Raw genomic sequence first — 20,163 nt, 5'->3', positions numbered from 1 at the left:
TATTTGGAGTAGTCTTTTTTGCGAAGGAGACTGAATAATGAGAAAGGAAAGAATACATTCAATTGATATTATAAGAGGATTTGCAATCTTAGGCATAGCTTTTGCAAATATATTACCACTAAGTGGTCCTCATTTATATGAATCCTCTCCAAGTAGTATTTGGATGGATCCTATTGATAAACTAGTAGAATCGATTTTATTTATCTTCGCTGAAGGTAATTTTTATTCCCTCTTCTCTATCCTTTTTGGTTTTAGCGCAATTATTTTTATGGAGAACGCAGAAGACAAAGGATATAATCCTTACTATTTATTCTCAAAGAGATTATGGATACTGTTTGCAATTGGATTTTTACATGCCTTTTTCATTTTTTATGGAGATATACTCATGATATACGCAGTAATCGGTTTGTTCTTACTTCCTGTATATAAAGTTCCTGGTCGTGTTATGATGCTGCTGATTGGTATATTTATGATTCCAATGTTGTTTGAATTAATTAAGATACTGTTATTTGATTATCAAATTGCAGCTGTTGATTATAACTTATTACAAAATGTGATTATTAATTATCAAACAGGGGGAAGAATTGCATTATTACAAAATACTGTTGATTGGTTAACGATTTACTCTATAGAAAATCTTCCATCTTTGTTCTGCAGTATTTATCCAATGTTTTTGTTAGGGATGATATTAGGAAAAAATAAAGCATTGATTACTAATATTAAGGGAATCCACAAATTAATGTGGGTGATAAGTGGTAGTATTGGTATTGCAATAAAAACATTAGCAATAATATATTCTGACTCCTACTTTTTAATAAGACTTTCAGAAATTTTTGGTAATATAAGCATGTCCATATTTTATGGTTTATCTATTCTGTTATTACTAAAAAAAACAGGAAAGCATTTCAAATTAATTGCTAATATAGGAAAAACATCTATGAGTAATTATTTATTCCAAACAACATGTTGTTTTTTCCTGTTTAAAGTATTTAAGTTATATGCACAAGTTTCACCTGGTCATTTAGTTTTTCTTTCTATAGCTTTAATATTCATACAAATATTATTAAGTAATTGGTGGTTAAAAAAACATAAGCAAGGACCCATTGAATCGATATGGCGTAAGTTAACTTACTATAAAAGGACTCCTTCCTATAATAGGGTTCTCATAAGCCCCAAAATGAACTTGGACAATAAGAGTAATATTTATTATACTGCTTAATGTACCAAGGAGGCTGACATCATGAAACGAATAAAACATTCTAAAGAATTTAAATTACAAGTCATCAAGGAAGCCCAAGACACAGGGAAGAATACCCTTGTAGCTCGCCGGTATGATCTGAATCCCAATATGGTTAGTCGCTGGGTTCGTGAATACAAAGATGGTAAATTTGGTGAAGTAGATGTGGCTGTGCTGCCAGATATAGACTCCAAAGAATTATCCAAAGAAAATGAAAAACTTAAAATGTTATTAGGTGAAAAAGACCTTGAAATAGCGATCCTGAGGGATCTTATAAAAAAGAAAAACCCTCACTTGCTGAAAAGCATGAAGTAGCTAACAAATGGATTCAAAAAGGCTACTCGATTTCAAAGGTGCTTAAAATCATAGGTATTCCTCGATCCACATACTATTATCAAAAGAATTATCGTGTTGAGGAGAAAAAAGTAAGTGAGGGACGTCCAGCACCAGGTTATTCGATCCAAGAGGACGGTCAAAAGATATCAGACGAACAGATTAAAGAATTTCTACTAGAAGAGATTGCCGGTGATTGCTATAACTATGGTTATCGCAAACTCACTAAGGTCTTAAGGCGAAAATACAAACTTAAAATTAACAAGAAAAAAGTATACCGGATTTGTAAAGAATTGGGCATCTTACGCCCACAGCGCCAAAAGAAAGTCTCATACCCTAGGAAACTAGCAAGAAATCGCATTATTACAAGATCTAATCAGCTATGGGAAGCTGACATTAAATATGGCTTTATCGAAGGTGAGGATCGCTTTTTCTTTGTCATGTCCATCATCGATGTTTATGACAGGGGCATCATTACCTATCATATGGGATTAAGCTGCACTGGAGATGATGTCAAACAGACACTGAAAAGGGCATTATTAAAACGCCAACAATATGATGAATTGGAAAAACCTGTAATCCGAACAGACAATGGACCGCAGTTTATTTCCCATACTTTTGAAAAGTTTTGTGAAGATTCCAAAATTGAGCACGAAAGAATTCCACCAAGAACACCAAATATGAATGCTCATATTGAGTCTTTCCATCGCATTTTTGAGGACGATTGCCTATCCAGATGGCAGTTTGAAACCTACACAGAAGCATATCAAGAAGTCATGAATTTTATGGAGTTCTACAACGAGAGACGTATGCATTCTAGTATACTAGATTTGTCACCAAAGGAATTCTATCAAAAACAAGATTCATTGGTGATCAAGGAGGTTCGGGTGTAATGGATGTATTCATTCAAAGCATCAGCTTGATTTGGAGTGGCGGGCATGATAGCCTCGTTCGGCGATGCCAATGTTGTAAAACAGCTGGCTTCTTGGCAGGAGAATCATGCCCGCAGAGGCTCCATGTCAAGCAACATGGCCTTTTTGAAGAATAATGAAAGAAATCTATAAAATAAAAAACTGAGGAAATGAAAGAATAAGAGAGTTATTGTCCAAAATTCGGGGGTTAATCCGGGTTGATAAGAAATAGATATAATAGTAGAATGAAAATGTAACTATTTTATATTTTTAACATTTTAGCAGCCTTTTATCGGCTAGCAGTTTAGATATTAAACGCAGCGTCCTTTGGGATGATTTATTGAGTATTACACTTTATGTGTAATTCATTAAACCATCTCTCAGGGCGCTTTTTTGCGTTTTATATAAATAATATATTGAGAGGATGAAGAAAAATGATGAAAGAAACAATTAGTAAGGGGCCAGTTTTACAAGGAAATGTATTTGAGGAAAGTAAAAGAAAAGCGGAAAAAATTATTGCTAGTAAACCAATCTTACATTCTCGTCATAGTATCGAGATCATTTTGCCAGATGGGGAACGAAGAATATTTAAAGCTAAGTCAGTGTCAAAAGAACATGCATTTAATGAATTCTTAGTATTTATTGAGTGTTTAGAGCAAGGAATTAACTCAAAAGTAATGTGGAGGTATAAAGGCGATAAGGTTTATCATTTTAGTACAACTATCAACGAAAAACCTTCTACAATTACACGCTTAAAGAAAGCGATAATGGGATATTTTTTTGATATTGAATAAGAGCTATGAGGACATTTACATTTAATTAAGAGAGGTAGATTTATTATGAGTAGATATAACGACGCAAAGGAATATATTAAGTATTTTGGGGAGAATGACACTAGTTTTCCACATTTACTGGCTATTATTGTCGGTGAAACCGTATGTGACTCAACGATCGATACTTTAGGTGAGTTAGGTTTAAGTGGGATTTCTCAATTATCTGAAGAGGAGCTATTGAAGTTCGAAGGAATAACTACGGAAACTTTATTTAGAATAAAAGCACTAAATGGAATCTTAAATATGGTACCAAAATTTGATTGGCAATCGGAATTTAAAATATCTTCTAAATTTGATGTAATTGAATATGTGAGAGATATTCGTTATAAGCAGGATTCACAATTAGATCTTTTATTTTTAAATAAGAATAATGTGGTTATAGGCAGACAAAATATTGTTAAAGGGACTAGAACACTCAATAAAGACTTGGTTCATTTGGCATTTCGACAAGCAATTAAAAGAAACGCTTCAAAAATAATAGTCTGTAGTAATGAACCTGCAGGTTATGCAGTTTTAAAAGATGAAGACTATTCTTTATTCGACTATTTTTTATCTATATCCAATCTAATGAATGTTGAGGTACTTGATCATATTATTTTGGGTAAAAAAATGTGCGTTTCTATTGCAGAAGAGATTACGAATAAGTCCAAAGGAGAATTAGCATGAAAAACCAATGTAACCTAATAGGCCGATTGAGTAGAGATCCTTATTTAGCAGGTACAGAGGAAAATCCAGTCTGTTTTATGACACTTGCTGTAAATCGAAACTATAGAAATCAGCATGGAGAAAGAGAGGCAGACTTTATTCCAATTAAAGCATTTAAAGAGAAAAAGTTAGCTACCACTTGTCATAATAATCTACAAAAAGGTAGTTTAATTGCAGTTACAGCACGTTTGCAAGCAAAATTTAAGGATAATAAAACAGAAATTGAAATCATTGCAGAAGATATAGTCTTTTTAGATTCAGGTAAAAGGAGACTGAAGACTGAGGATGATGGAGAGAATAATCACAAATATTCATATGAGGAGAATTATCATCAAGAGGATATAATGCCTTGGGAAAGATAATTAGTAAACGTTCATTCTAATAGAATGGGCGTTTTTTCATGATTAAAAATAGGAGGAAATAACATGTCTCATATAGGTAACAAACGTGCGACACGTTGAGCTATAAATGACATTAAAAAAAGTCGTGAAAAGCTCGGATATGGGATTGCAAATTCATATCTAACTGTCATTCCAAACTATGAAATGAGGGAACTAACCACCCCGAAGCATAGTCACTAAGACTCCTACATGCGTCAACTCCCTCCGAAGGATTTGAGGTGTGAAGCTAGGTAAAGTCGATTGAAGTTGGTCCCAATGCTGTTATATGTAATGGTTCAACGATAAATCGGGTGTCTATAAAATATATATGGTGAGAATGTCCTTGTAACTGACGAACTTTCGAATGTACACAACTATAACCTAGATGATTAGGAATAATCATCGCCGTATAAAGCGGTACTTGTGAGGATGAGTAAGAATGTTTGTTATGAAAATCCTTAGCAACAAAGAAGGGTTGCTCCAGCAAGTAGTTGTAAAGAAAGCACCTAAGTATATATGAACAGATAGGAATGATTGGAACGTGGAAAGCGAGTAACGTGGAGGTTCGGAGACTTTTGAAGCGTTCATACGGAAAAGAGCAAATCTATAACGTGTGTTAATACTCGTGATGGTGGTGGCATGGTACCGAAGAAACAGGGATAACAAACTGTGGAGGGAAGGCCACTAGTCTAACGGAATTAAACAGAAAATTACTAGGGTAAGCAATCGGTTAGGACAAGTAGGCAAAATCCTTTTAAAGGAGAGTAGCGAACTTACCAATGAATGATAGTGTAAGATATTCCGAATATTATTTAATGCAACCAATTTTTGATAATCTATACGCCAAATCAAAAGAAAATTTTTCATTTTCTAATCTCTATGAACTAATTATTAGTAGAGACAATCTACTTTTAGCATATAGAAATATCAAATCCAATACGGGCAGTAAAACTGTTGGAACAGACGGATTAAGTATCAAAGATTATAAAATAATGGATGAAGCTACCTTTATCAATAATATCCGAGAAAGGTTAGCCAACTTCCACCCTAATAGTGTACGTCGAGTTTTCATTCCTAAAGCTAATGGAAAGGAAAGACCGCTTGGCATACCTACAATGGAAGATAGACTTATCCAACAATCCATAAAACAGATACTTGAACCAATATGTGAAGCGAAATTCTTTGAACATTCCTACGGTTTTAGACCAAACCGCTCAACACATCACGCTCTTGCAAGGATGCTAAACCTTATAAACGTAGGGAAAAATCATTATGTTGTTGATATTGACATTGAAGGATTCTTCGATAACGTCAATCACAACAAATTGATTAAACAACTATTTTCTTTAGGTATTAAGGACAAAAAGCTCCTGGCAATTATTAAAAAGATGTTAAAAGCCAATATTGAAGGTGAAGGGATACCAAACAAAGGTGTTCCACAAGGTGGAATACTTTCCCCTTTACTCTCAAATGTCGTTCTAAACGAACTCGACCATTGGGTAAGTGACCAATTTGAAACCTTCGACATTAGCAAACTAGGAAGTAAAGATACTCGTAAATACCGCTTTTTGCAGACCAAAACAAACATGAAGCAAGGCTTTATTGTTAGGTACGCAGACGACTTTAAAATCATCACAACTTCATATAATGAAGCGAAAAGATGGTATTTTGCAGTACAAAATTTCCTTGAAAAGAGACTAGGTTTAAATATCTCGAAAGAAAAATCGAAGATAACTAATCTCCGCAAAAGAAAATCCGAATTTCTTGGATTCAAAATTAAAGGGGTTAGGAAAGGAAAAAGAATCGTAGCACATAGTTTCATCAGCGATAAAAAGAAACAAGATATTATACAATCCTTACGCGAAAGAGCTAGAACACTATATCGTTCTAACACCCGAAAAGAAGCATATGAATACAACTCTTATATTAGAGGAATTCATAACTACTTTTCTGCTGCATCGCACGTTAGCGTTGATATGAAAGAAATTGCCTACAAAACTTACCGAACTATATGGAATAATCTTTCAAAAATTAGTGAATCAGGCAAATGTGAAGTGAAAGGATATGAAAGATACAATTACACTACCTTTTCCATCAAAGAAGTACCTTTAATTCCTGTTTCAGCGGTGAAATCTATCGTGGTGAAACAATTTCAACAAGATATTAATGACTACAGTCCGAAAGGTAGAGAGCTAAATAGTAAAGTCAATCTCATGTATAACATTCAAAAAGCTGTGCAACAACTAGCGAAAACTTACATTGAGAAAAGAAGCATTCAATACAATGATAATCGTGTCTCAAAGTTCAGTGCCAGTAAAGGCAAATGTTTTGTTACAGATGTGGACCTAACTAGAGACATTCACAACTATCATTGCCACCATATTACACCTATATATTTAGGTGGAACTGACGAATACGAAAATTTGGCTGTACTTCATAAATTTGCTCATATCTTGGTTCATGCTACGAAAGAGGAAACTATAGAAAAATATATGAGGTTGTTGAATATAAACGAATATCAACTAAAGAAATTAAACAAGCTTCGTAAAGCTTGCAAACTACAACCTATTAAAGACTAGTAAACTGTATAACCAGTTAGATGGGGCGCCGTATGAGGTGAAAGTCTCACGTACGGTGCTAACCGGGGGAAAAGTCGGAGATTACATCAAAGACTTACCTATCGGAACTAAAAGCAGGTTTTTTTGCAACACCTGAAACACAAGGTGAATATATCATTAAATTACTAAATGTAGAAGGTAGTGGTGTTTGGTTTGATCCCACTTGCGGAGAGGGAGAGATTCTAAATCAACTTGCAGCTGCCTTTAATAATGAAGAGACTATTATTAATACTTATGGAGTCGAACTTGATAGAAGACGTGCAGAACGCGCTTCAAAGCTTTTGAATCATTGTATAAATGCCCCTATAGAATCTATGGTAATACAAAATGAAGCTGTGTCATTCTTATTTCTTAATCCACCATATGATTTTGCATTAAAGGGGATGGATGATTCTTCAGCCAAAAGAAAAGAATGGGTTGAATTAGAAAGGAATTATAGATATCTAAAAGAGAGTGGAATATTGATATATATTATTCCTTCATATCGTTTTGCAGATCAAAAAATTTCTAGGTTTTTAGCAACTAACTTTAGTGAAGTTGGCATTATGCGATTTTCAAAAGAGGATTATGAAGACTATAAACAGTGTATTTTTATTGGAAGAAAAAAGGCAGGAAAATATAAAGGAATTAATGAAAAATTATATGATTTTTTATTAAGAATGGATTCCGAGGAATTTATATTAAAGAATGTAAATACGATTGATCAGATTGTAACTAGAGAATTTAAATGGAATGTACCAAGCGGTTATAAAAACCTATCTACATTTTATACAAAATTGGCAAATAAAGACGATTTTGTTGAAAGTATTAGAGAGAGTAAAGGATTCGAAGCTTTTCTGAATAGAACCAAGCCACGCCAATTAAGTATAGGTGGAGAACCTATACTGCCACTTAATCAAGGGCAATTGTCTTTATTATTGGCAAGCGGAGCGATTAATGGTGAGCTAGGTGAAGGCGAAAATTATCATTTAGTACAAGGTCTTGAATCCGTTTCTAAAATTGTGGATGAAGAGGTAAAACATCACGACAATGGCAGCAAGACTGTAATAACTAAAACCAGAACAAAGAGGGATGTATCTGTAAAGATAATAACTCCAAATGGAATGATAAAAAAATTAGTGTGACGGTGATTGATATGATAAAAATTTTAGAATTATTCGGAGGTATTGGGGCCCCAAGAAAAGCTCTATTAAATCTGGGGGTTGATCATAAAGCTATAGATTATGTAGAGATAAAAGAAAATAGAGTACGTGCTTATAATGCTCTATATGACCATGCTCATAAACCACAATCCGTTGTTGGATGGAATTTGAAGCCGGATGTCCTTATCCACGGATCTCCCTGCCAAGATTTTTCAAGGTCAGGATATAGAAAAGGTGGAAATATAAAGACTAAGACTCGCAGTTCATTAATGTTTGAAACGCTTAAAATTATAGAAAATATGGGGAAGTGGAAACCAAAAGTTGTAATTTGGGAAAATGTAAAAGGAGTTTTAGATAGAGACCTAATTGGCCCGTTTAACTCTTATATTCAACAAATGCGTAAACTAGGATACACAAATTCTTTCGATGTTTTAAATGCTGTTGACTTTGGTATTCCACAGCAAAGAGAAAGAGTGTTTTGTATATCCATTTTTGGAAAAGAGGCATTTGACTTCAATAAATTAGAAAGAACCCCAATGCGTCATATTAGTGAATTTTTAGAGAATAAAGTAACTGGCTCTCAGTATTTGGTTAATGTTCCAAGTATGTTGAGTAGAATAGAAGAATTTAACCCAGTAAAGGAAACGGATAAGTACAAACGTAGATTATCCGTAATAGAAGATTATTGTTGGACTATAACAGAAAGACAAGATCGATGTCCTAACGCTGGAATTATTAGATTAAAAGATAAAGTGGGATATAGATATCTAACTGAAAGAGAAGTATGGAGATTAATGGGTTTTGATGATAAAGATTTTGAATTAATCTTGGAACAATTCCCTTCTAGAAAGGGTTGTAGAAATGCTACTCTTTACGAACTAGCAGGAAATAGTATAGTCGTCCCAATTTTAGAAGCAATTTTTAAAGTTATTCTAAAAGAGGATTTTGCAGAAGATTTACTAACAAATACAAAAGGGCAATTAGAGTTGATTATTTAAAAATATAAAATGGAAAAAACGGATTAGATCTAATATTCTAATCCGTTTTTTAGGAGGATATAAACATGAACTCACAATTAAGTATTTTTGATCTTAATATTAAGAAAGTTAAAGAAATAAGAACAGAAAAGCAAATTGATAAGAATGTTGCATATGACGTTGGAGACTTTATTACTGGTTCTAGAAAAGAATTAGATAAAATAAAAAGAAGATTTCAGGAAAATCATTCTGAGGAAGAATTAGAAAACATAGAAAAGCTTAATCCGCTTCTTTCAGAGGAATTAATAACCAAAAGAGAATTAACAAAATCTTTTTCTCTGAAGCTTGAAAAGGAAAATGGTGTAGAACCAGGAGTTGCTAAATTGAAGCAATTAATTATTAATAGAATAGATAAGGTTCCCGCTGTTCAAACAAAAGAGGGAAGAAGAGACTTTATGTTAGCAATCCAAAGTTTCTTAGAACTTATTAATAAAGTGAAAAAGTGGGACGATGTTTCAGACTTTATTGTTGGTTTTTCCAAAACGCTTATATTAGAAAGAAATAAAGAATCAGATACAAATTTCTTTATTTTAGGGAAAAGCTTCTTGAAATTTTTTCTGAGGGCAGGATATAAATCATCTATTAATACAGCATCAAAAATAAATACATGGGACGATATCTTTGGGAAAAAGGAAAATGGTGTAAAAGGTACAAAAAAGAAAAATAGTAAATGGGAAAGAGTATTACCAGAAAGACCTGATAGAAGAGGTGGGAAACCAAGCCCGGTAAAAAAACCAGAAGATTTGGTGGAATTGTTTGGATTTCGAGGAGTGCAATTTGGCCATTATATGGATGATGAAAAAGGCATGGAGCATTTAGTTCGAGCTTCAGAAGCAATTTTGGATTTAGCAGATGTACTTGAAATTGATGTTACTTCTTTATCTTTAGATGGAACACTTGGACTAGCTTTTGGAGCAAGAGGAAGAGGCGGAAATGCATTAGGTACTTATGAGGCTCTATCAAGAGTTATTAATATGACAAAAAATAAAGGTTGTTTAGGAATTCTCGCCCATGAGCTATTTCATAGCATTGATCACTACATTTACATTAAAAGTAATAAAAATACAAGTAGTAGAGGATATGGAACAGAATGTAATACACTAGGTGAACAAATACCTTCTCAAATAAAAAGTGCATTAGAATATTTATCTGAGAGTTTAAGAGAAGGAAATGGAACAGCATATTTCATAAACACAAACAAAGATGATGTAACTTATAGAGGAGTTGCTTTAAAAAGAGATTATGAACGTTTTAACGGAGATATAGCATTAGCTATAAAAAAAGAATGTACTATTCAGCGAGAAAGCATAAATAGAAGACTTGATTTTTCTCAGTATTATGGAGCATCAGAAATGTCACTAAAGAAAGAAAAAGAAAAACTCAAAAGAAGGGCAAAAAGAGAAGTTAAAAAATATGCATTGGCTATGGCTTGGTATCATGAAAAAATTACTGGAGAAAGAGTTGAAAGAATACCTTATCCAACTGATAAATCACAATATTACCTAAATGCAATCGAGTTAGACAATGGAAATGAATCTAAATATTGGAGTAATATTATTGAAATGGCTGCAAGGGCGTTTGAAGCTTACATTGCAGATAAACTATCAGCAACTAATAGACGTAATGACTATCTAGTGTATGGGACATCAGATGAGATTGCTTTTCCTCAAGGAAAAGAGCGAGAAAAAATAAATAAAGCTTTTGATATATTATTTGATACATTAAAGATCAATGACATATTATAAATCAAAAAATATAAGAAACCCAAGATATCTAGCTCAAGATACCTTGGGTTTCTTTTTTATATAAAAATTACTATTAACTTCTTTATAACTCTAACTTTAGACCCTAACATTTTGTTTATTCTTTATATATACTTTATACTATAGTTTTATTATGATGATGGTAAAATGATAACTAATAGCCAATTTAATTGAAGAGTGAATAAATAAATGGAGTGTCCAAAGGACTTTAAAAATAAAGTTGTTTTCTTCCTCAAAATGGTTATAATATAGGTAATATGTCATTAACGTTACAAAAGAATAGGAAATTTATAAAGAAATTCACTGTATACCGGAACTTTATTACTTAATATCTAAAGTGTAATAACAGCTAAGTAAACGTTGGTTTAGTTAGCTTTTTTTTGGTGAATTATATACTTTATTGAGAGATATCTATAGAAATTTATAAAATGTTTGTATATATAAGTTAAAATAAATAGAAGATGATATAAGAATGAGGGATATTAAGATGGAAAATTACTTATTAAAACGGATAGGTTTTACATCTGAAGATAATTATGTGATTTTATATTCTTTGTTAAAGGAAAATTTTACAAATTGTAATGAAAATATAAGATCTAGTGTTTTACTTTCTATAATTCAAGAAAAACCTAAAAATAGATGTAAAAAAGTCCAAGAAGTAAAATTGCTAATTTCTAAGGAACAAGCCGATTACTTATTAAAAATTAATGAAGAAAAAGAGTTAATAAGAGAAATAAATTCCATCATATTGAAATAATTAATATCTTTGGAAATTAATCCTATTGAATAATTCCAAAAAGTATGTTTTAATAAATTCAATATTAAATACAAAGGGAAAAACCCTATGAAAAGGCCAAATTTCGATTTGGTATTTTGTCATAGGGTTTTTCCCTTTTTGTTTAATCCATAAACAAAAGCTTGTATGATAAAATAAAAAAACCCACCTAGATACAATTAAACTATCAGGCGCTAAACTGATAGTAGTTTAATTGAGTGAAAGCGGGAGTTTTCTAAACTTATATTCTTGAAAATATTTTAACATAAATATATGTTTTAGCAAGTAAAACTCCTTCTTTAATTTGTTTACTTGGGTTTACTTAGGAGGAACAATAGTGGAAGAAGAGTATTATAATTTAAAAGGAAAAAAGGATAAACTAAAGTATTTTCGATTAAAAGATACAGGTATGTTTACGCAAAGAAGTAAATTGATAAATATAGAGGATACTCAAGAATATAAAACCTATTTTTACCCAGAGCAAAATAAATTGATCTTTGAGGAAAATCAAGTTAGAAATTTTAGTTTAGACGAGCATGGAGAGTCTATTCCAGCAATTGATGGTGAGCTTACTATTTTTAATAACTATTTTTTTGACTTTTGGGGATTTTATCTGGGAGACGCCACACGATTATATGCATATTTAAAAAGACATGCTTATGGGGAAAAAGACTATGTGTATCCCAATTTTGAATTGATTTCAGAGAAAATGGATAAATCAAGAAAAACATTACATACCTATTTAGATATACTAGAGCATTACGGCTTTGTCTATAAGTTTAATGTAATAAATGAGTCTCGGAATAATATGGAAGAGAGTCCTATTTTTAAAGTCAGGAAACAAACTCCTTTATTATCTAAAAAGCTAATAGAGGGAGATAATAATATAATTATCCCTGAAAATGCACCTGCTCATGTAAAGAAAATGCTAAAAAAAGAGCGTGAAGGATTACCTCCTAGATTACGCAAAGAGCACGAAGTTTTTACCAAGAAGCATTTAAAAAACAAAGCGGATATCCTTCCAGAACAATTAGATTATGAGGAGATTTACAATAAATACTTACAATATAAAGATATACTTAAAAATATTCATAAAAAAGTTCAAAGTGAAGAAGTTGACCCATCTATTACCTATTCTGAAACAGAGGTACATTTAAAAAAGAATATGACACAAGATGAAAAACTGCTTTTAGCTGTTGTTCTAGAATCTGCACAAGCAAATATTTCTAAACCCTCTTTCGATACTTGGTTTAAAGATATCCTAATAAAAGTTCAAAATAATATTTTAACTATTTATGCACCGAACGAATTTGCTATGGATTGGCTAGAAGAAAGATATAAAGATAATATAGTAGAATGGGTGAATAAAACAGGTAGTTGGATCACTGACATAAATTTCTCCCATTATGAATTTTATAAGCAAGTTTAATTAATATTGTTAAAGACACAACTGTAATAATTGAGGGGGGAAGCTAGTTCTTCCCAATCTAATAAATGAAAAGGACCAGGATTGATTTCTGGTCCTTTTCTATATATTATTTACTCTCTTTTAACATGCAAAATAGCAGCACTTCTCTTAAACATCTCAACTGTCGTATAGTTTGATTTATGGACAGCAATAAATAAAAGCAGCTTCAGTATGTAATTATTAGAATATGCAGTAATTGCGGTATGAGAAAAAGCATATAAAAAATACGTCTACAGTTACAAAAATAGATTGTGACTACATTTCTATCTAAAATGTATGTGGAATGGGGATTCGTATGCTTGTAGAGGCAATATGCAAGGAAAAAGGGATTACTCAAACTCAAGTAATGAAAAGTGGAGAACCAAAGATAGGAATTAAAACCTTTTTGAAAAAATAAATACTCTTAAGGAAAAAAATATTATTGATGAGGCTCAAAAACAGGTTCTGCCCCAGATTAGAGACATGGGGAATCATACTGCGCATGAAATAAAAACACATGAAGTAAGAATATTAAAACAAGCTCTTCATGTTGTTGAGTTTGTACTCTATAACATATATGAGCTACCGAATATTACCATTATCACCAAGCCGTAGCGATGTAAATATTTCTTAATTCAAAACTATAAATAATGTTAAAGTAATCCACTAAAATTTCCGCATTATCAAAATTGTAATGGGGGTTGTAGTTTTTTCAAAGCGTTTTGTAAATTTCACAACACCCCATGTAAAATTTACAAAGCGGAAATATAATATGGGTTGTAAAAATTACAAGGCGTAATTATCTAACAATTTTCGCTTTGTAAAATTTTCAACCCCTATTGTGAAATTTTCAAGGTATTTATAGGTTGAGAAATTTACAAGGGGTGGTTGTAATTTTTGCAAGCAAATAAATACTAAGTTAATAAAAACAATTCTTTTAAAATATATATTATATAAGGGAAAACCAATTTTGTTATCTACTTGTCTTAAAAGAAAAGTAGGGATATAATACCACTATACAAATGTTTCGTACTTTTATTTTTTATTTGCAATCCCTTAAGGGATTAGCAGTCTTAATATAACGTTAACAGCCTTTGTGGTTGATGAAAATAAATAGCTTATAAGCTATTTATCTACATTAAATCACAAAGGCTTTTTTGTGTTATTTTAACGAAGCATTTGTACAGATGAATTCATAACAGAAAGGATTGAGAGAGGTATGACGACGAAAAAGCAATCTAAAAAGAGAAAATTAAAAGAGGGGACCAAGAATTCTAGGACCACCAAGGAACTAGTAAAACAAATCGAAAAGAAAGTAGAACAGGATGGATATTGCATTATAAAGCAGATTCATCATGGGAATGAAACTTACCATAAAATTTGGTGGTGGATGGAAATAGAATTAATGATTGGAGAATATGACGTAGCAGTTAACAAGGTTAAAGAAATAAAAGATATCAATATCGAAAATCGACAGAATCTACTAGATATTGTAGCAGGATTAGAAGGTAGCGTATCCCTTGTACCGCTTGTTAAAGATTAAACCAATCAGGAAGCACAATGTAATGGGAAATGAGATTATAACCACACACAAAGGTGAAAATATGAACATAGAAACTGTTCAGTTCTCGTATTTCAAATACAAAGATAGATATATAGAATATTGCGGTTATCAATACAACCAATATTGGTTTTTGATTCATAATTCAAAAAGATCCGAAGTAGTGTCTATATCTAATGAGCTTTGTCCATCTTTTGATACAGCAATGTCTTATATATCTAATATGTATATTGATAAAAAAATGAAATAATAAGAGGGAGGTGCCCTACCTAATTAGATAGAGGCATCGATGCTTTCTATTCTGATTAGGTAGAAAGCATGAAGGAAACTAAAACGATAAGTATAACAGAAGAGTTAATAGAAACACCAAAAATGATTGAAGTATATCTTGATGATGCATGGCAGACTGCTTTTTGCTATGGATTAGCCTATGAAAAACCAAAGCAAAATTGGCAAAGAGCAAAATTGCTTTTAACTATTATTGCTGGTAATGATTCTACTGTACAAGCTATGAAGGCTGCTATTGATATAGGATCAAGTGGTTTGTCTTTCGGAAACGGAGAAAAAGGCTTAACAGATTATACTTATACAAAAGAATTGGAACTCTATACAGAAAAAGGGAAATACGAAAAATTTCCAATGACTATTATTAATAATAGAAAAGCAATTGTTGTTGTTCATGATGAATTAATGGGAAATGATGATTATATTTTATCTTTTACTGGGGATCCAGCAGAAGACTTACGTACAGTTTTAGGCGGAGGTAAATTTGGACTACATATCCTACCCGAATGGAAAGATATTATTTTTCATGAATTTTTGAATATAGGAATTTTACAATCTGTAGATATTTACTTTGATTCTAAATTATTTCCAAAAGGATTTTCTTTATTTAAGTTACAAGCTACAGAAGAAGAGGTTGATAATTTAATCTCTAAAATGATTAAAGAGAAAAAGTTAAGATTCCGCAAAGAGGGTACTGGAACTGAAGTAGAAATGGTATCAGATTTGACAGAGTATATGCAACAAAATGTTGAGGGAATGATTAAAAAAGTTAGCAGAGAGGTATCACCAATTCATAATCCTTTAGTGGATCATATTAGCCCTAAAATTAGTACTTATAAACGTGAATTGTTTCCAGTTCAAGCTCATGTAAGTACTGCTGTAGCGAAAAAACTTGCTAAGAGTAAGGCTGTAATCATCCAAGGCGAAATGTCGACAGGTAAAAGTACCATTATGACTGCTGTGGCTGATGTACTATCGGATATGAAAAATAAAGAAGGATATCATAGTGTTTTAATGTGCCCACCTTCTTTAACTAAAAAGTGGCCAGAAGAGATTAAAGAAATAATTCCTCATGCTGAAGTGAGAGTAATTGAAAGAACGAGTCAATTAATTACTTATCATCGTGATTGGTTAATGAGTGGAAGAAAGAAACCAAAAAAACCAGTTTTTTTCGTTATATCTTTTACGACCATGAGAGGAGATTCATCTATCGTTCCGGCTGTTCAATTTAGTCAGAAAAAAACTAGTAAACAGCAAAGTGAAGATAGATTACCTTATCGATATGGTTATTATTGTCCTTCTTGTGGAAAGGCTCACCAGGTAATTGAAGATATAAAAATGATTCCTGATACGGATGAACCTTCTAAAGAAATAGAAGTGCGTTCTACAAGAACCATGGATAAAGACGAATTCGGAACTGGAAGAAGGCTCCAAAATACACAAAAGCCCGCAAATGCCTTTTGTTCAGAATGTGGAGAAAGCTTATGGACCAAGAAGGTAGCAACTCGTTATTCATCAATAAAAGAATGGTATGTATATGAAAAGAAATTGATTCATGCCATTAAAGAGGGAAATAAGAACTTATTAGAGCATATTCAAAGTAACCAAAAAGAGGTACCAAAAAAGCAGGGTCAACCACGAAGAGTTGCTAGTATTGAATACATTCGAAGAAAAATGAAAAATTTTTTTGATATTGCAATTGTGGATGAGATTCATGAACTGAAAGCATCGACAAGTGCTCAAGGAAATGCACTTGGAAGTATTGCAGCGGCAGCTAAGAAAGTGGTTGGAGGAACGGGAACATTATTTGGTGGAAAAGCGGAAGATATTTATTATACCTTATGGAGGCTGTTTCCTTCTTTGATGGTGGAAAATGGTTATAAATATTCTGAAGTTAGAAAATGGAACGAAGAATATGGGGTAATTGAAACCACCACTTATAATCAAGATTCCAATGCTGAATATACAAACAAGCAATCAAGAGGTGGGACAAAAAGAAACGAGAAAATACTACCAGGTATTTCACCGTTTGTTTTTTCAAAATTTCTTGTACAAAATACAGTACTTGTTAGATTAGTTGATGTTTGGCCAGATCCAGTTGAATTCGTGAATGTGCCAACTATACTAGTGAAACCAGATGAAGATCTTCAACAAAATTATCTGAGAATGGTCAACACTTTTGAAAGATCCATTGAGGAGTTAGAAGATGGGTTTAAATTATATATGCCGTTAACTCAGACTGGAATTTCATACCCAGATAATCCATTTACTTATCCGGCATTTTATATGAATGGTGAACTTATTTGGAAGCCAGAACCATTTGAACAAGAAAGAATTCTTAGCAAAGAGAAGAAGTTACAGGAAATAATTAAGGGCGAGATATCTGAAGGAAGAAAATCTATTGTTTATGTTCGAGATACCGGGTCAAGCGTTGAAGGTAGGGATGTTAGACCACGATTAAAGCATATTTTAGAAATGATTGGTGCTAAGGTCTGTATCCTGGATACTTCTTCAACAAGTACAAATAGACGAAGTGAATGGTTAGAAAAAAAGATAAAAAAAGAAAATTATGATGTTTGTATTGTATCTCAAGAATTAGTGAAAGTAGGATTAGACCGTGCGACAAGAAGTTGCTAAATAATAGTGTTTCCATAAGAAACCGTCTTAGTCATTGAGGACGTTCCCGCCCGAAACTGCTTTTCGAGTAATCGAATTGTTGGGTTGCATGAGGGTTAAATGCTTAATGGAGGAATTTACACAGAATTCCAAAAGAGCTAGGGAAAGTTAGGAAGGTATAAGCGTAAGCTGAACCTTTGTAGTCTTCGTTACCGACAACAAGCGTACTGTGATTGAACAAGCTTGTAGATGTGGATAGGAAAAGTTCTACGGTCGAGGAACTGCGAAATGACCCATAGATCCACCGGAGTAAAGAAGGATGCCTAACCTAACGTATCTATTATTAGTGAAACTTGGTAAGCCCTATACATTCCTCTCATCTAAGGTAGGGTGACCGTAAGGAAACCACAATATGTAGAGGGTAAAGGAACGTGGAGAAAGCGAATGTCGACATAACGAAAGTTAAGGTGAAAACTCATTTGTATAAGCCGTCGAATAGGGCAATACCCAAATCGAAAGATTGCAGACTTCCACGTGGTCATCAACACGAATAGAAAGCGAAAAGAATAATCCTTAAAGAGAGGGAGATATGTTATGAAAACCAACGAGTACGTTGCGTCGGCTGTTTCCCCACTGGTGGATAACTGGCACTCAATTAATTGGATGAAAGTTAATCGCTATGTAAGGAAACTTCAACAACGAATCTATCGTGCCGAACAACTTAAACAAACGAGAAAAGTAAGGAAATTACAAAGACTTCTACTTAGAAGTAAAGCGAATTTACTGTTAAGTATTAAGCGCGTAACGCAAGAAAATAGAGGCAAAAAGACAGCTGGTATAGACGGATATATTTCTAACACTCCGCAAGAGCGAGTTGAATTATACAACAAACTTAAAATGTACAGTATAAGAAATATTAAGGTTAAACCGGCTAGAAGAACATATATCCCTAAAAAGAATGGAAAGAAACGTCCGTTAGGCATTCCTGTAATTGTTGATAGAGTGTACCAAAACGTATTTAAAACTGCTCTAGAACCACAGTGGGAAGCAAAATTTGAAATGACATCGTATGGATTCAGACCTAAACGTGGCGCACATGACGCTATGAGCGATTTATTCGTGAAATTAAGCAGAGGAAGCGCTAAGGGGTGGATTTTCGAAGGTGATTTTGAAGGCTGCTTTGACAACTTAAACCACGACCTTATTATGGAAAGAATTAAAAACTTCCCAAATAACAAAATCGTTAGAGAATGGTTGGAAAGTGGATACGTTGACAATGCTACATTCCATAAAACAGACAAGGGAACACCACAAGGCGGAATCATCTCACCACTGTTAGCGAACATAGCATTACATGGGATGGAAGAAGAAATTGGAGTAAGATATATCCACTCTAAAAGACAGGGAGATACATTGTATACCTCGTCAGTTGGCGTTGTTAGATATGCAGATGATTTCGTTATCGTCTGCCCTACGAAAGAACAAGCCGTTGGGATGTACGAAAAATTACAACCATATCTAGACAAACGTGGATTGAAGTTAGCAAAGGAGAAAACAAGAGTTGTTCATATTAGTGAAGGATTCGATTTCCTCGGATTTAACTTCAAACAATACCCAACTAAGGATGGAAATAAATTATTCATTAAACCATCACTTGAAAGTGTCAAAAATGCTAAACAGAAAATCAAGGAAGTATTCGACTGGGGAAAAGGCAGAGAAACAGCATATCTAATTGAAAAACTGAATCGTGTATTACAAGGGATTGCAAACTATTGGTCACCAACAGTAGCCAAAGTAATTTTCAGAGACATTGATACTTATGTTAATGAAAAAGTCGTAATTTACCTTAAACACAGACATCATAGAACTTCATTTAGAAAACTGATGAAAATGTACTTTAAACCAGACAATACAGGCGTAAGCAAAGACAAGTGGCTCCTAACGTGTCCAAAAGATAATACGAAACAGCTTATTCGCATGAGTTGGACTAAGATTGAAAGACACGTAAAGATCAAACAATATAATAGTCCATTTGACGCATCGCTTAAAGCTTACTTTGATAAACGTGACGAGAAAATATTCAATAGGGAAAATACTAATGCTAAAAGGAAACTTGCGAAAAAGAGCAGATACAAATGCAGAATTTGTGGTGAATCCTTACAAGGAATAGAACCAATTGAAAGCAATCATATAGTGCCTGTAGTAATTGGCGGAGTTGATAGTTATGATAACCTCGAACTACTACACAAATCATGTCATAAAACACACCATGTATTGTTAGAGAATTATGGCGAAGGTAAGAAATTACCAAAAGTCGTAAACTACCTAGAAAGCAATGGTATCAAAGACGTGAATAGTAAAAAGGCTATTAATCTTATGAAAAGAGCATTCAAGAAGTTCCGTTATTAAGTTGAGAGGATGATAGATGGCTTGAGCCGTATGTGCTGAAAGGTACAAGTACGGTTCTTAGGGGGGAAAGAGGTGGTAACATCTCCGACCTACCCGACTATTATGTACTCC

At 33.0% G+C, this 20,163-nt stretch carries 17 protein-coding genes; all 17 read left to right on the top strand.

All coding sequences use genetic code 11. The features are described from left to right. Positions 1-37: 37 nt before the first annotated feature. The 17 genes from NST60_RS26265 to ltrA (NST60_RS26195) all read left to right on the top strand — a co-directional run bounded on the left by NST60_RS26265 (position 38) and on the right by ltrA (NST60_RS26195) (position 20,052). Positions 38-1,219 carry a DUF418 domain-containing protein gene (locus NST60_RS26265; RefSeq protein ID WP_341100949.1) on the top strand — a complete coding sequence of 394 codons (1,182 nt, stop codon included), beginning with the start codon at positions 38-40 and terminating at the stop codon, positions 1,217-1,219. A 21-nt stretch (positions 1,220-1,240) separates the two neighbouring features. Beyond that, positions 1,241-1,552, top strand: coding sequence for a transposase (locus NST60_RS26920; protein WP_016205489.1), 312 nt, complete (start codon positions 1,241-1,243; stop codon positions 1,550-1,552). Positions 1,553-1,563: 11 nt separating this feature from the next. Next, entirely contained in the window at positions 1,564-2,463 is a 900-nt protein-coding gene (locus tag NST60_RS26260) for an IS3 family transposase (protein WP_040344397.1), read from the top strand. Positions 2,464-2,508: 45 nt separating this feature from the next. After that, a complete protein-coding gene (locus tag NST60_RS26255; RefSeq protein ID WP_263479876.1) occupies positions 2,509-2,634 on the top strand; it encodes a hypothetical protein in 126 nt (41 codons plus the stop codon). Positions 2,635-2,915: 281 nt separating this feature from the next. Beyond that, positions 2,916-3,275 carry a DUF6018 family natural product bioysynthesis protein gene (locus NST60_RS26250; RefSeq protein ID WP_016205242.1) on the top strand — a complete coding sequence of 120 codons (360 nt, stop codon included), beginning with the start codon at positions 2,916-2,918 and terminating at the stop codon, positions 3,273-3,275. Between the two features lie 45 nt (positions 3,276-3,320). Continuing rightward, positions 3,321-3,980 carry a JAB domain-containing protein gene (locus NST60_RS26245; protein ID WP_016205241.1) on the top strand — a complete coding sequence of 220 codons (660 nt, stop codon included), beginning with the start codon at positions 3,321-3,323 and terminating at the stop codon, positions 3,978-3,980. Further along, entirely contained in the window at positions 3,977-4,381 is a 405-nt protein-coding gene (locus NST60_RS26240; protein ID WP_016205240.1) for a single-stranded DNA-binding protein, read from the top strand. The genes NST60_RS26245 and NST60_RS26240 overlap by 4 nt, the downstream gene beginning before the upstream one ends. A gap of 797 nt (positions 4,382-5,178) precedes the next feature. After that, positions 5,179-6,978 (top strand): group II intron reverse transcriptase/maturase, encoded by a 1,800-nt coding sequence (gene ltrA / locus NST60_RS26235; protein ID WP_016205239.1) that lies wholly within the window; start codon positions 5,179-5,181, stop codon positions 6,976-6,978. Positions 6,979-7,058: 80 nt separating this feature from the next. After that, entirely contained in the window at positions 7,059-8,141 is a 1,083-nt protein-coding gene (locus NST60_RS26230) for a DUF6094 domain-containing protein (protein WP_330218690.1), read from the top strand. 11 nt (positions 8,142-8,152) lie between these two features. Next, complete coding sequence (locus NST60_RS26225; RefSeq protein WP_016205237.1) at positions 8,153-9,157, top strand: DNA cytosine methyltransferase; 1,005 nt, start codon at positions 8,153-8,155, stop codon at positions 9,155-9,157. Positions 9,158-9,222: 65 nt separating this feature from the next. After that, entirely contained in the window at positions 9,223-10,941 is a 1,719-nt protein-coding gene (locus tag NST60_RS26220; RefSeq protein ID WP_016205236.1) for an LPD1 domain-containing protein, read from the top strand. A 505-nt stretch (positions 10,942-11,446) separates the two neighbouring features. Next, positions 11,447-11,716 carry a hypothetical protein gene (locus tag NST60_RS26215; protein WP_016205235.1) on the top strand — a complete coding sequence of 90 codons (270 nt, stop codon included), beginning with the start codon at positions 11,447-11,449 and terminating at the stop codon, positions 11,714-11,716. Between the two features lie 355 nt (positions 11,717-12,071). Then, the gene (locus tag NST60_RS26210) at positions 12,072-13,163 is read left to right on the top strand and encodes a DnaA N-terminal domain-containing protein (protein WP_341100943.1); all 1,092 of its coding nucleotides are present in this window, start codon (positions 12,072-12,074) and stop codon (positions 13,161-13,163) included. Positions 13,164-13,595: 432 nt separating this feature from the next. Further along, positions 13,596-13,796 (top strand): DUF4145 domain-containing protein, encoded by a 201-nt coding sequence (locus NST60_RS26915; protein ID WP_084668798.1) that lies wholly within the window; start codon positions 13,596-13,598, stop codon positions 13,794-13,796. A gap of 604 nt (positions 13,797-14,400) precedes the next feature. Next, positions 14,401-14,724, top strand: a complete 324-nt coding sequence (locus tag NST60_RS26205) for a hypothetical protein (protein WP_016205233.1) — start codon at positions 14,401-14,403, stop codon at positions 14,722-14,724. A 336-nt stretch (positions 14,725-15,060) separates the two neighbouring features. Next, on the top strand, positions 15,061-17,664 hold the full coding sequence (locus NST60_RS26200; RefSeq protein ID WP_016205231.1) for a helicase conserved C- domain protein: 2,604 nt from the start codon (positions 15,061-15,063) through the stop codon (positions 17,662-17,664). A gap of 573 nt (positions 17,665-18,237) precedes the next feature. After that, complete coding sequence (gene ltrA / locus NST60_RS26195) at positions 18,238-20,052, top strand: group II intron reverse transcriptase/maturase (protein WP_144545618.1); 1,815 nt, start codon at positions 18,238-18,240, stop codon at positions 20,050-20,052. Positions 20,053-20,163 lie beyond the last annotated feature (111 nt).

Source organism: Niallia sp. FSL W8-1348 (genome assembly GCF_038006745.1).
GTDB lineage: Bacteria > Bacillota > Bacilli > Bacillales > Cytobacillaceae > Niallia > Niallia alba.
Note: the sequence above shows the minus strand (reverse complement) of the source record. Positions and strands in the feature narration are given on the sequence as shown.